Origin of the sequence: Parasphingorhabdus flavimaris (assembly GCF_013371215.1) — a bacterium.
Classification (GTDB): domain Bacteria; phylum Pseudomonadota; class Alphaproteobacteria; order Sphingomonadales; family Sphingomonadaceae; genus Parasphingorhabdus; species Parasphingorhabdus flavimaris.
Genome location: NZ_JABWMH010000004.1, coordinates 183,290 through 195,949 on the forward strand (window position 1 = coordinate 183,290; position 12,660 = coordinate 195,949).

The window sequence follows — 12,660 nt, forward strand, 5'->3', positions numbered from 1 at the left end:
CAATTAAGAAACAGGGCCTTTGCAGAAGGCCGTTGCAATTGCCCACCAACCCTCGTTATGGCGTTCCCGTGAAACAGACAAAAAAACCATTCATCCTCGGACTTGGCGGCACGACCAATCCCGCCTCCTCGACCGAACAGGCTTTGGCCATAGCCCTGCAATCCGCCGCCGATGCGGGAGCAGAAACCGAATTGTTCGGGTCGGATCGCCTGCTGGCGCTGCCGCATTATCAGTCGGACCCGGCGGGTCTTGGCGATACCGGCAAGGAACTTGTGGAACTGGTACGGCGGGCCGACGGCTTGCTCATCGCCAGTCCGGGCTATCATGGTACGGTATCCGGCCTGGTGAAAAACGCGATTGATTATATCGAAGAGACGGCGCGGGACGAACGCGTCTATCTCGACGGGGTTCCTATCGGTTTGATCGTCACGGCCTATGGCTGGCAGGCGGTCGGCAGCACGTTGGCGGCGCTGCGCTCGATCGTGCATTCCCTGCGCGGATGGCCAACGCCGCTGGGTGTTGGAATCAATGCCTCCGGTGGTATTTTCAACGATGGCATATGCGCAGATGCAGGCGTGAACGAACAGCTGAAACTGGCCGCACAGCAAGTCATGCAGCGCGCCGAGACGCGCTGAATCAGGCGGGCGGCAGATTGCCGTAAAAACCCCGGTACCAGCTGACAAATTTCTTCAATCCGTCTTCCAGCATGACCTTTGGCGCATAGCCGGTGAGGGCATGGAGCTTCGACACGTCGGCATATGTCGAGGTTACATCGCCCGGTTGCATCGGGCGCATGATCTTTTCCGCCTCGATCCCTAGCGCCTCTTCGAGCGCCTTGATCATGTCCATCAGACCGACCGGGCGGCTGTCACCGATATTGAGGATGCGGTGGCCATGGCGTTCTGGCGGATGGTCGAGCGCGCCCAATATGCCATCGACAATATCGTCGATATAGGTGAAATCCCGGGCCATCCTGCCCTGACCGTATACCTCGATCGATTCTCCCGCCAAAATCTTCTTTGTAAAACCGAAATAGGCCATGTCGGGGCGGCCCCAGGGACCGTAAACGGTGAAGAAGCGCAAGCCGGTCATCGGGAAACCATAGAGCTTTGCGTAGGACTGGCTCATCAGTTCGCCCGACCGCTTGGTCGCGGCATAAAGCGAGACCGGATCGGTGGCGGGTTCCTCTTCGGTAAAGCCTGCGCCGCCCATTGGCTTGTCGCCGTAAACCGAGCTCGATGAAGCATAGACGAGATGCTGGAAATTGTGGGCGTGGCGGCTGGCTTCGAGCAGCGACAAATGGCCCTCGAGGTTGGATTTCTGATAGGCGAACGGATTGTCGATACTGTAGCGAACGCCTGCCTGCGCCGCGAGATGGATGATCCGTTGTACGCCGTTGGACTGGACCAGTGTTTTGACGCTTTCGGCATCGGACACGTCCATCTGCTCGAAACGAAAGCCCTCGAGTGCCTTGAGGTTGGCGAGCCGCGCGGCCTTGAGCGCCGGATCATAATAATCGTTGAGATTGTCGATGCCGATCACCGTCTCTCCGCGTTCGATCAGACGGGTCGAGACGGCATGGCCGATGAACCCGGCGGCGCCGGTGACGAGAACGGGGGAGTTACGGGTGTCAGACATGGCGCTTTCCGGTGAGTTTCAATGCCCAGCCTCTAGCACGAACCGGTAAAGAATTTGCAATTGATTGCAGCACTGGCTGTGCGCCGATTCAGACGCCGGGCCCGCGCCGCTTGGCCGCAAAGAAAAACGGCGGCACTTTTCAGCACCGCCGTCTCTTGTTGGTTTATCCCCGGCGCGATCTTGTTTCGCACCGGACGCAAAGGCCTTCTGCTTAGTAGCCGAAGATCAGCGAGATGCTTGCTGCGCGTGGCGCACCAATCTGGACAAATGGCGAGTTGCCGTCCAGATCGCCACCGAAGCCGCCGACATAAAGCTTGTCGAGCAGGTTGGTAACGTTCAGCTGGACTGCAACATCGTCACCAAACTGGTTCTGCGTGATGTTCCAGCGCAGGTCGAGGTCGACCAGCGTGTAGCCGCCAACAGACCGTGTGTTGGTGTCATTGACCCAGCGTTTGCCGGTGTGCTTGACCTGGGCACCCAGTTCAAAGTCACCGAATTGCTGCTGAACACGAGCACCAACAGTCCAGAGCGGGGCTCCGCTTTCATTTTTGCCGGCAGTAAGAGCAAAGATCGGATCGCCAACCGCGGTGCACTGGGCAACGCCGTTTGTAATGTCAGCGGCCGAGCAAACGTCGGTCTGAACATTGTCCTGGATATCCGATTCATTGATCGAACCGAAAACATATACCATTGTTTCAGGCGTTGGTGACCAAGCGATCGATGCATCGAGACCATATTTGTCTACCCGGCCGAGGTTCCGGAATACCGATTCATCAAGGATCGGATCATAAGAGGACGCGAGCCGGTTGTTGTAGCGGGTATACCATCCAGCAAACTGGGCCTGGATGTTGCCGGTCCGATACCGAAGGCCCATATCGAGACTGTCGGTTGTTTCGGGAACTGGCTGAACGCCCGGTGCATTCTCCGGGAAGTAAAGCGAGTCATAGAGCGGATCAGTAGCCGGTACCGAAAGCCCCTTGGCATAGTTTGCAAATACGGATGCGCTGCCGAAAGCATAGGTCAGACCGATGTTTGGCAGAATGTCATCATATTTGTAGGTACGTGACTGAGGAATTGCAGAGCCGGTAACCGTGTTGGTTGCTGCATCATAGCTGTAAGGATTCGCCGCTTCATAGGCTGCGCTGACGCCGCCAACGCAATCGAGAAAACCGCTTGCTGATGTTGTGTAGCAATTCTGGTTCAATTCGCGCTTGAAGAACGGTGCCCGCAAACCGAGTACTGCGGTCAGACCGCCGAATGTACCGCGATATTCGCCCGAAATCTGATGCAGCGTCGCGTAAGACTGGCGATCGCGTTTGTTGAGTTCAAAACCGTCTACCGTAACCAGTCCGTTGTTGACCGGGAACACGTCGGCAATCTCGCCGTTGAGGAGCGCAACCGAGGTCTGGCCGGTCTGGCGATGGTTGGCATCGTCATAGGTATAGGCAAGACGGAAACGGTGGTCCGGGTTGAGCTCGTAAGAGAGGTTTGAAATAACACCGAAACGCCGGGTGCGGGTCTGGCTTGGATCGTGACCCGTTACTTCGTCGAGCGTATCGCCGTCACCGTTGAGGTCACGACCGAAATAATAGCGTCCGCGAATGAAGCCGGTCATTTCAACACCGCCAACGTTGCGAGTCTGCTCGAGCAGTTCTTCGTCGCCGCCGCCATTTGCCTTCACATATTGGTAGCTCGGATCGACCGAAAGAACCAGGCCGTCCGTCAAGGTGAAGCGCGATGCGCCACGGATGTTACCGGTGTTCGACGGGTTAAAGCGGCGATCGAATTCTGCGCCGCAATTGTTGTCGCTCTGGGCGGTTCCGGCTTCAGGAGCCTCGACCGTGCAAGGAAAGTTGATGTCGTAAAAGCGGTCCGCTTTTGTCGCCGGGAAACTGTCCAGCGAGAAGGAACCGAAGAAGTTGTTGCGGTTTTCGTTATAGTGACCCGCGACGGCAATGAAGTCGCCATTGCTGCCGATATCCTGCCAGATACGGCCGTTATATTGCTGCTTCTCAACAATGCCGTAGTTGTTGAACGGGTTGTTGTAACGCGTGTAGCTGGCAGAAACGAACGCCTTGGTGCCGAAACCGGTGATGTCGCCGGTGTCGATCATGCCGAAGCCGCGCATGTAAAGCCGGCTGCGGTTGTCGTTGTCACCTTTTGCAAAAGTGCTACCGGCCGAAAGCGTGCCGGTCAGCTTGAAATCGTCGCTGGGCTGGCGGGTACGAAGGTTGATCGTGCCGCCAACAGCGGAAGCGGTCGGACTGTCGACGTCGGTCACGCCGAGGTTGACGTTGACCTGCTCGATGATTTCCGAGTCAACCTGCTGGTTGGTGTACAGCGCGTAGTTGCCCGAATCGTTGAGTGGCAGACCGTCAAGCGTCTGCGAAATGCGATCGTCGCTGAAGCCGCGGATCGTGAACGAACCGCCGGAAGAGCCCCATGGGTCATTGTTCTGGAAGCTGACACCGGGAACGAGGTTGACGATATCATTGACCGTCTGGCCGGGGCGTTGACGACGGATGATTTCTTCGTCGAGAACCTGCTTTGCCTTTGGCGTGTTGGGAATTTCAACGCCACCGACATCGACGGTTCTGCCGCCGGTCACGATGATGACATCATTTTCAAAATCGACGGTACCGGTCGACTGAGCCGAGGCGGATGTTGCCATCAGGCCCGCCGTTGAAAGGCTGACTACGCTGGTAGCCAAGAGATATTTAATCTTCATGATAAGAATTCCCCGTTGTGCGACGCAGTGGTTTGTGCGCCGCCATAATAAAACTGTCTAAAGCCTGAGCGACGGCACATCATGCGCACCGCCGGATCAACGCCGGTCGTCTGTAGGGGCCCTTAATGACAGTTTTGTCTCAATTGAAATGTCATATGCCGCACTGCAGCATTTTATTTTTGTCCAACAGGGGAAATTGTCGTGAAATCGGTCGGGAAAGACCGGATTTCGGAACAGATGCTTGAAACTAATTTATGCTTTTCAATGGCTTAATAGCGAGTCGATGCTGGCCAGCAGCGTCGAGAATGACATTTCGCACTGTTGCGAATTTATCACGATATCGGCGTGGGTTTTGGATGGCTCGACGTGGAGATCGTGCATCGGGCCAACCTGGTTGGCAAATTGGTCGTTCACCGACTGCGCTGTGCGTCCCCGTTCGCGGACGTCGCGTTCGAGTCGCCGGGCAAAGCGGGTTTCCGCATCGCATTCGACGAAGATGCTGAGATCCAGAAGGTCGCGCAACGGCTGATGCTGGAGAATCAATATGCCGTCGATCAATATCACCGGACGCGATTCGGTCCGTTCGGTCTCGGTTTTCGGCATGTGGGTGGGGAAATCGTAAAGCGGCCGGTCAATCGTCTGGCCATTTTTCAACTGCGCCAGTTGCAGACACATTTGTTCGAAGTCGACCGCATTGGGATGGTCGAAATTGGGGCCGCCTTTTCCCTCCGGAGCATCGCCAATACCGAAAAAATAGTCGTCCTGCGGCAGGATCACGCACTGATCCGGTCCCAGCCTGTCGAAAATCTTGCGGGTCAGGGTGGATTTTCCGGAACAGCTGCCGCCGCTGATGCCGATCGCCCTTGCTGTCATGCGAGCCCGATTTCGCGCAGGCGCTGCATCAGATATTCGTGCGCGGTGATCGGTTCGGGATAGAGATTCGGATGGGTGTCATCGACGCAGCTCGGCAGCGTCTCGATCGAATAATCCGGCCGGAAGTGGAGGAAGAAAGGCATCGAATAGCGTGAATGTCCGCGCCGTTCCGGGGGCGGGTTGACCACGCGGTGGGTGGTCGAGGGCAAAAGATTGTTGGTCAGCCGCTGCAGCATGTCACCGATATTGACCGCCAGTTCTCCCGCTTTGGGGGTTACCGCTCGCCAGTTGCCATTTTTGTCGAGCAATTCGAGTCCGGCCTCTTCGGCACCGATCAGCAAGGTGATGGTGTTGATATCCTCGTGCGCGGCGGCGCGGACCGCGGGCGAATCTTGCGGCACCGGCGGATAATGGATCAGTCGCATCACCGAATTGCCGTCGCGCACCGTGTCGACGAAGAAATCCGGTGCCAGTCCCAGAAAGCGGGCGATGGCCTCGAGGATACGCGCGCCGGCCTTGTCGAAGGCGGCAAACATCTCGAGATAGGTCTCGCGAAATCCGTCGAGTTCCCTGGGCCAGATATTGGGCGGCATATAGGGCTCGAACGGATGGCCGGACGGCAGATCGCGGCCGATATGCCAGAATTCCTTGAGATCGCTGATATTGCTATCCTTGGCGCTTTCGGTGCCGAACGGCGTGTAGCCGCGCGCGCCGCCGCCGCCGGGGATATGATAGGATCGCTTCACTTCGTCGGGCAGCGCGAAAAAGGCACGCGACATGGCTTCGGCGCGTGCGATCAGTTCCGCCGGGATGCCATGGTCGGAAACCACGGCAAAGCCCCAGTCGGAAAAGCTGCGGCCGATCCGTTCGGCAAATGCGTTGCTGTCTTCGTCGGCCATGGCGAGCGATACGGCGGCCAATGTATCTGGGTTCTGGGTCATGTTCTTAAAATGCGCTCTCGTGTTTCTTTGTCAATCGCGATGAATCAGGCGAGCGACAGCAATATGCCGGCGAGCGCCGCGCTCATCAGATTGGCGAGCGATCCGGCGGCCAGCGCGCGCAGGCCGAGCCGCGCGATGACCGGCCGCTGATTGGGGGCAAGCCCGCCGGTGACGGCGAGCTGGATGGCGATGCTGCTGAAATTGGCGAAACCGCACAGGGCGAAGATGACAATGGCGTTGGTCAGCGGAGAAATGCCGTCCTGGATCTTGCCGAGTTCGATGAAGGCGACAAATTCGTTGAGCACGATCTTGGTGCCGAACAGTCCGCCGGCGCCGAGCGCTTCATTCCACGGCACCCCGAGCAGAAACATGATCGGTGCGAAAATATAGCCGATGACCAGCTGGAAGCTGAGATCGGGCATGCCGAACCAGCCGCCGATACCGCCGAGCAGGCCGTTGGCCAGGGCCACCAGCGCGACAAAGGCGAGCACCATCGCGCCGACCGCAACCGCCAGCTTGACGCCGGTCTGTGCGCCCATCGCCGCAGCCATGATAATATTGGCAGGCTTTTCCTCTTCATATTCGACCGCGATGAGCAGTTCTTCGGGGGCCGGATCATCGGGATTGTCCGGCATGATGATCTTGGCCATCAATATCCCGCCGGGGGCAGACATGAAGGCGGCGGCGAGCAGATAGTCGACTCTTATGCCCATTGCGGCATAGGCCGCCAGGATGGTTCCGGCGACGCCGGCCATGCCGACGCTCATCACGGTGAACAGCTGCGACTGGGTCAGGCTGGCGAGATAGGGGCGGATGACCAGCGGCGATTCGGACTGACCGACGAAGATATTTGCCGCGGCGCACAGCGATTCGACCTTGGATATGCCGGTCACCTTCTGGATCGCGCCGCCGACCCATTTGATGATGAACTGCATGATGCCGAGATAATAGAGGATCGATATCAGCGCCGAGAAAAAGATGATCACCGGAAGCGCGGCTATCGCGAAGCTGTTGCCCCCCATTTCCGGCGAGGCGAGCGGGCCGAAGATGAAATTGGTGCCGGCCGAGGCGTAGCCAAGCAGGCTGGAGACGCCGAAAGCCATGGCCTCGATGATCCGTTTTCCCGCCGGAATATAGAGCACGATGACGGCAATCCCGGCCTGGAGCGCGAATGCGGCGCCAACCACTCGCAGCCGGATATTCCGCCGTCCCGTCGAGAGGGCAAGGGCGATCAGCAGGATCAATGCCATGCCGGCGATGCTTGTCAGGATGGGTATCATCGGTCTTTTCCAGTCAAATTTTCAGCGCGACAAGGCTCACCAGGTGAAACTGCCGGTCTCGCTATTGCAGGCGGCCGCAAGGCGGTCGAGGCAGTCATCGATATTGTCGGACACGATCAGATGTTTGCGCCGTTCGGCGGACACGAATCCCTGTTCCGACATTTTGTCGAGAAAATCGATCAGCGAGTCCCAATAGCCGCCGATATTCAATATCGCGAACGGCTTGTTGTGATAGCCGAGCGCGTTCCAGCTCCAGGCCTCGAACAGTTCGTCCATCGTGCCGACGCCGCCGGGCAAGGCGACGAAGGCATCGGTCAGATCGGTCATCTTGGCTTTGCGTTCGTGCATATTCTGGACGATGTGCAGCTCGGTGACGCCGGTATGCGCAACTTCGAGATCCCTCAGCATTTCCGGGATTACGCCATGAACCCGGCCGCCTTCGACGAGCACGGTGTCGGCGATAATGCCCATCAGGCCGAGACGGCCGCCACCATAGACCAGATCAACGCCGCGCGCTGCCATGGCCTTGCCGAGTAAGATTGTCGATGCGGCATAAGCCGGGTCCTGCCCCGCGTTGGCGCCACAATAAACTGCCAGTCTTTGCAAATTATCCCCCGATCGTGCGACATGAAGGGCCGCGATCCGCTAATTTCGATTTCCTTTTCCCTATAGAAAAATTCGCTCTTGTGACTATTTCTTTTTTTTCGCCGCCGATCACGCTAGGCAGCCGCGATGATTGAAACTGCGAAAACCAACCTCATCCCACGATCCCTGTTCGTCTTTGCCGTGCTTTACGGCGGAATGACCTGCATCGCCGGGATATTGGGCGCGAAACAGGTCGCGCTCGGACCCCTGGCTGTCGAATCGGGGATATTCCCCTTTCTGCTTCTGGTCGTATTATCCAGTGCGGTTGCGGAACTGCATGGCCGCGATGTCGCCAACCGGCTGGTCCGGTTCGGCTTCGTGCCGCTGATCACCGCGATCATATTGATCCAGATCGTATTGGCGCTGCCGACCGACCCGGGCATGTACGAACCGGCAAAGGACGCCTTTCCGATCATCCTGTCGCAGGGCGCGCGCCTGATGTTCGCAGGGATCATCGCTTATGGCGTGTCGCAGTTCCTCAATGTCTATATTTTCTCCCGCCTCGCCAATATGAAGGGCGCGATGCTGGCCTTGCGTGCCGCGATCGCCAGCGCCTTGTCGCAACTCGTCGACACGATCATTTTCATCACCATCGCTTTCTATGGCGAGCGCCCGATCGGACAATTGCTGCTGGGCCAGGGTTCGGCCAAGGTTGTCCTGTCCTTCCTGCTGGTGCCATTTCTGATCGTCTTTTTTGTGAAACTGGGCAAGAGACTGGATCGCGAATGAAGGCGTTTCGGCGAAGAGCTACGTGACAGGCCGGAATATCCGGTTGGCTTCGGCAAGATCTGCCGGCGTGTCTATATCGATCAGAAACTGATCGTCGCCCTCGACCATCAGCGCGTCGGCCAGCAACTTGCGCGCGCCGGCATCGCCTTGCAGTTCCGACAAACGGTCCAGCGCGCCGGACGGAAATATTGCCGGGGGCATGGCCTGTCCACTGCGCGCGGACGCCACGCTATTTGTCTCGCCCGCCTGTTCGAAACTCTCGATCAGCCTGGCGAGATGGCCGCTCGTCACGAACGGCATATCGGCCAGCATGATGCAAAGGGCGCTGGCTCCGGCCTCGATGGCGTGGGCCGCGGCAAGCCTGACTGACGTCGCCTGACCCCGGATGGCATCTGTATTGGCGACCACCCGATATCCCAGGTCACGCCAGCCCGCCGCACAGTCAGGGTCCGGTGATGCGATCACAAGTTTTTGCGAAAAGGGCAAGTCGGCGGCCGCTTGGGCAGCGTGCAGGCCGAGCATTTTGCCGCCGAGCATCGCGCTCAGCTTGTCCCGGTCACCAAATCTGCGGGATTGTCCGGCAGCCAGCAGCGCCAGCATGATGCCCGACTTCCGGTTCAATTGGCGGTAGTGCTTTCAATATAGGCAATGACGGCCTGTCGCTTCGACGGATCCGCGATTGCCCCCGCGACCATGGTCGTACCCGGAATTTTACCGGCCGGGTCGGCGATGAAGCTGTCCAGTTCTGCCGCTGTCCAGACGATGCCGGATGCCTCGAGCGCGTCCGAATAGGCAAATCCGGCGACACCACCCGCATTCTTGCCAACGATCCCGTAAAGATTGGGGCCAACGCCATTGGCCGCGCCCTGCTCGAGACTGTGGCAGGCGGAGCAATTGGCGAAAGCCGCTTTCCCGTCGGCGATCAGCGTGCTGGCCGGTGCTTCGGTCGCAGCAACGGCAACGGCCGGGGCCGCGCCGGGTTCGCGGACAATGATCTGCTCGACCGGTCCCGGCGCCGGGTCAGCGCCACAGGCAGTCAGGGCGAGCATCGAAGACAGAGCAACAGCGCGGATATATTTCAGCATTTCAGGTCTCCGGTCAGGCAAAATCATGCTTGGCAATGGGCAGCTCGCGGACCCGCGTACCAGTGGCAGCAAAAATCGCATTGGTGACGGCGGGCGCAATCGGCGGCAGGCCCGGTTCGCCCCCACCGCCCAGGCGCTCGTGATCGCCATTTATCAGAGTCACTTCGACCTCCGGCATCTCGTCGATCCGGAGCATCGGATAGTCGTGAAAATTGCTTTGCTGGACGGCGCCGTCCTTGATCGTGATATCGCCATAAAGCGCTGCGGTCAGGCCATAGACAATCCCGCTTTCCATCTGCGCGGTAAAGCCGTCGGGATTGACGACAAAGCCGGGATCGGCGGCGACATAGACTTTTGTCACCCGTGGCTTGGGTCCGCTCATGTCGACTTCGGCGACCTGTGCGACGATCGACCCGAAGGACGGGACAAAGGCGATGCCGCGGCCATGTTTTTCCGGCAGAGCGCTGCCCCAGCCGGACATTTTCGCGGCGGTGTCGAGCACTTTCAGATGACGCGGCGATTTCGCCAGCAGTTCGCGGCGGAAGGCATAGCCATCCTTGCCGGCGGCATGGGCCATCTCGTCGACAAAGGATTCGATGAAGAATCCGTGCTGGCTGTGATCGACCGAACGCCAGGGGCCGAAGCGCAGATGCATCGACACGTCGACCTTGCGGATCCTGTGGCTGGCAATGTTGTAATGGGGTATGGTTGGCGCGTCTGCAGGATCGAACAGATGGGTGTGGATATTGTCCCAGCTGACCGCCTTGCCATCCTTGTCGAGCCCGCCCCGGAAGCGACTGGTCGCCGACGGGCGATAGTGATCCTGCGCCGTGTCCTCTTCCCGCGACCAGATCATCTTGACCGGATAGCCGGTAGCCTTGGCGATCCGGGTGGCCATGATGATGGCGTCACTGTCGGACCGGCGTCCGAAACCGCCACCAAGATAGGCGTTGTGATAGGTCACATCCTCGAATGGCAGACCGGCAGCATCGGCAGCCGCCTGGCGGGCATTGACCGGCGCCTGATGGCCCGACCAGACATCGCATTTGCCATCGCGCACCCATGCGGTGCAGTTCATCGGCTCCATTGTCGCATGGGCAAGGAACGGCACCTTATATTCCGCTTCGACCTTGGTCGCTGCCTCGGTAAAACCCTTGGTGATATCGCCTGCTTCGGTTTGCATGTCTCCGCCGTCTTCTCCGGCTTCATCGAGATGGCTGGCGTAGCGGGCGAAGATCGCGTCCTGATCGAGGCCGTCCCCTTCGGTTTTGCTATATCGGGTGTCGATCGTGCCCAACGCTTGTTGCGCCTGCCAATAGCCGTCGGCCACCACGGCGACAAAATCCCCCATGTTGAGAATCTGCAGCACGCCGGGCATGGTTTTGGCGGTGGTTGCATCCATCGATTCAATCGTGGCGCCAATGACCGGAGGGGCCTTGACCGCGGCATATTTCATGCCCGGAACGTCGGCATCAATCCCGAAAACCGCGCTACCATCAACTTTTTCGGGAATATCATGGCGGGCCTTTGGCTGGCCCATGATCTTGTAATTTTCCGGCGATTTCAGTTTCGGCTTGGCCGGCAGGCTTTGTTCTGCTGCGGCGCGCGCAAATGTCGCGAATGGTTCGGACTTGCCGCTCTCGGCATGGATGATCATGCTGTCGGCGGTGGTAATCTCGGCGGCTGGTACCTGCCATTCGCTCGCCGCTGCCGCTACCAGCATTTCGCGGGCTGCGGCGCCGGCGGTGCGCATGGCACGCTGGCCGGTGGCGCGCACCGAATAGCTGCCGCCGGTGAATTGCAGGCCCATCGCCTGCGCCAGTTCCAAGATGCCGCCCGCGACCGTCGGTTCGATCAAAGCCGGGACCTGGAGATTGGGAAACAGAAAATCGCGACCGATCGAATCGGAGACATATTGCATGTCGGCGGGTGCTTCGAGGATTTGCACCTTGCTCCAGTCGGCATCCATCTCGTCCGCCAGCATCTGCGCCAGCGCGGTATAGACGCCCTGCCCCATTTCGACATGCGGGATGACGGCGGTGACGATATTGTCGGTATCGACCTTTACCCAGGCGTTGAGCAGCTGCTCATTCTCGCCGTCGGTGAGTAGCGGACTCAGCCCGTCGATCGGATTGCCCGGCCGAACGGCAATGCCGACAACCAGAGCGCCGCCAGCGGCGACACCGGCACCAATGAACGCGCGTCTTGACCATTTGCCCATGACCTACGCCTCCACTTTCGCGGCTGTGTCGATGCCGGCGGCAGCCTTGATCGCCTTGCGTATCCGGCCATACATGCCGCAGCGGCAGATATTGCCGGCCATGGCGGCGTCGATCTGCGCGTCGGTTGGCTGCGGGTTTTTCTCCAGCAGCGCGGTGGCCGCCATGATCTGGCCCGACTGGCAATAGCCGCATTGGGGAACCTGCGCTTCGATCCACGCCTGCTGGACCTTGTGCAATGTGCCGTCTTCGGCGGCAATGCCCTCGATGGTGGTGATCGTCTTGCCTTCGGCGGCAGAAACGGGAGTCGAGCAACTGCGGATCGGTTTGCCGTCGAGATGGACGGTGCAGGCCCCGCACTGGGCGATGCCGCAGCCGAATTTCGTGCCGGGCATTTTCAGATTTTCGCGCACGATCCACAATATCGGGGTCGCCGGGTCGGCATCGACCTCCCGTGCCTGACCGTTGACGTTCAGCTTGATCATGGAAGTTTCACCCGGATGTTTGAATAGCAATTTGCAA

General features: G+C 59.1%; 12 protein-coding genes. 2 read left to right on the plus strand and 10 right to left on the minus strand.

Features of this window, described 5'->3' with window-relative positions; translation table 11 throughout:
* Window positions 1-68 precede the first annotated feature (68 nt).
* Window positions 69-635 carry an NADPH-dependent FMN reductase gene (locus tag HUO14_RS13670; RefSeq protein WP_176280392.1) on the plus strand — a complete coding sequence of 189 codons (567 nt, stop codon included), beginning with the start codon at window positions 69-71 and terminating at the stop codon, window positions 633-635.
* 1 nt (window position 636) lies between these two features.
* Here HUO14_RS13670 and HUO14_RS13675 read toward each other — a convergent pair whose 3' ends face one another.
* The 6 genes from HUO14_RS13675 to HUO14_RS13700 all read right to left on the minus strand — a co-directional run bounded on the left by HUO14_RS13675 (window position 637) and on the right by HUO14_RS13700 (window position 8,066).
* Window positions 637-1,638: an SDR family NAD(P)-dependent oxidoreductase gene (locus HUO14_RS13675; protein ID WP_176280393.1), complete on the minus strand. Its 1,002-nt coding sequence runs from the start codon at window positions 1,636-1,638 to the stop codon at window positions 637-639.
* Window positions 1,639-1,849: 211 nt separating this feature from the next.
* Entirely contained in the window at window positions 1,850-4,366 is a 2,517-nt protein-coding gene (locus tag HUO14_RS13680; RefSeq protein WP_176280394.1) for a TonB-dependent receptor, read from the minus strand.
* Window positions 4,367-4,627: 261 nt separating this feature from the next.
* Window positions 4,628-5,239 carry a uridine kinase gene (gene udk / locus HUO14_RS13685; protein ID WP_176280395.1) on the minus strand — a complete coding sequence of 204 codons (612 nt, stop codon included), beginning with the start codon at window positions 5,237-5,239 and terminating at the stop codon, window positions 4,628-4,630.
* The gene (locus HUO14_RS13690; protein WP_176280396.1) at window positions 5,236-6,180 is read right to left on the minus strand and encodes an isopenicillin N synthase family dioxygenase; all 945 of its coding nucleotides are present in this window, start codon (window positions 6,178-6,180) and stop codon (window positions 5,236-5,238) included. The genes udk and HUO14_RS13690 overlap by 4 nt, the downstream gene beginning before the upstream one ends.
* 44 nt (window positions 6,181-6,224) lie before the next feature.
* On the minus strand, window positions 6,225-7,460 hold the full coding sequence (locus tag HUO14_RS13695; protein WP_217908023.1) for a NupC/NupG family nucleoside CNT transporter: 1,236 nt from the start codon (window positions 7,458-7,460) through the stop codon (window positions 6,225-6,227).
* A gap of 36 nt (window positions 7,461-7,496) precedes the next feature.
* Complete coding sequence (locus HUO14_RS13700) at window positions 7,497-8,066, minus strand: LOG family protein (protein WP_176280397.1); 570 nt, start codon at window positions 8,064-8,066, stop codon at window positions 7,497-7,499.
* A 126-nt stretch (window positions 8,067-8,192) separates the two neighbouring features.
* On the opposite strand from HUO14_RS13700, the gene HUO14_RS13705 reads away from it, so the two are divergent.
* Complete coding sequence (locus HUO14_RS13705; RefSeq protein WP_176280398.1) at window positions 8,193-8,834, plus strand: queuosine precursor transporter; 642 nt, start codon at window positions 8,193-8,195, stop codon at window positions 8,832-8,834.
* A gap of 18 nt (window positions 8,835-8,852) precedes the next feature.
* Here HUO14_RS13705 and HUO14_RS13710 read toward each other — a convergent pair whose 3' ends face one another.
* From HUO14_RS13710 to HUO14_RS13725, 4 genes are read right to left on the minus strand one after another with little or no spacing between them, the layout of a single operon-like run.
* Complete coding sequence (locus HUO14_RS13710; protein ID WP_176280399.1) at window positions 8,853-9,455, minus strand: nucleotidyltransferase family protein; 603 nt, start codon at window positions 9,453-9,455, stop codon at window positions 8,853-8,855.
* Window positions 9,452-9,919: a c-type cytochrome gene (locus HUO14_RS13715; RefSeq protein ID WP_246255652.1), complete on the minus strand. Its 468-nt coding sequence runs from the start codon at window positions 9,917-9,919 to the stop codon at window positions 9,452-9,454. The genes HUO14_RS13710 and HUO14_RS13715 overlap by 4 nt, the downstream gene beginning before the upstream one ends.
* Window positions 9,920-9,932: 13 nt before the next feature.
* Window positions 9,933-12,140 carry a xanthine dehydrogenase family protein molybdopterin-binding subunit gene (locus HUO14_RS13720; RefSeq protein ID WP_176280400.1) on the minus strand — a complete coding sequence of 736 codons (2,208 nt, stop codon included), beginning with the start codon at window positions 12,138-12,140 and terminating at the stop codon, window positions 9,933-9,935.
* 3 nt (window positions 12,141-12,143) lie between these two features.
* Entirely contained in the window at window positions 12,144-12,623 is a 480-nt protein-coding gene (locus HUO14_RS13725) for a (2Fe-2S)-binding protein (RefSeq protein ID WP_176280401.1), read from the minus strand.
* Window positions 12,624-12,660 lie beyond the last annotated feature (37 nt).

Excerpts from the sequence above, each read along its gene's own strand:
- HUO14_RS13675 (WP_176280393.1), bottom strand. The coding sequence starts at position 1,638 with ATGTCTGACACCCGTAACTCCCCCGTTCTCGTCACCGGCGCCGCCGGG.
- HUO14_RS13680 (WP_176280394.1), bottom strand. The coding sequence starts at position 4,366 with ATGAAGATTAAATATCTCTTGGCTACCAGCGTAGTCAGCCTTTCAACG.
- udk (WP_176280395.1), bottom strand. The coding sequence starts at position 5,239 with ATGACAGCAAGGGCGATCGGCATCAGCGGCGGCAGCTGTTCCGGAAAA.
- HUO14_RS13690 (WP_176280396.1), bottom strand. The coding sequence starts at position 6,180 with ATGACCCAGAACCCAGATACATTGGCCGCCGTATCGCTCGCCATGGCC.
- HUO14_RS13695 (WP_217908023.1), bottom strand. The coding sequence starts at position 7,460 with ATGATACCCATCCTGACAAGCATCGCCGGCATGGCATTGATCCTGCTG.
- HUO14_RS13705 (WP_176280398.1), top strand. The coding sequence starts at position 8,193 with ATGATTGAAACTGCGAAAACCAACCTCATCCCACGATCCCTGTTCGTC.
- HUO14_RS13715 (WP_246255652.1), bottom strand. The coding sequence starts at position 9,919 with ATGCTGAAATATATCCGCGCTGTTGCTCTGTCTTCGATGCTCGCCCTG.
- HUO14_RS13720 (WP_176280400.1), bottom strand. The coding sequence starts at position 12,140 with ATGGGCAAATGGTCAAGACGCGCGTTCATTGGTGCCGGTGTCGCCGCT.
- HUO14_RS13725 (WP_176280401.1), bottom strand. The coding sequence starts at position 12,623 with ATGATCAAGCTGAACGTCAACGGTCAGGCACGGGAGGTCGATGCCGAC.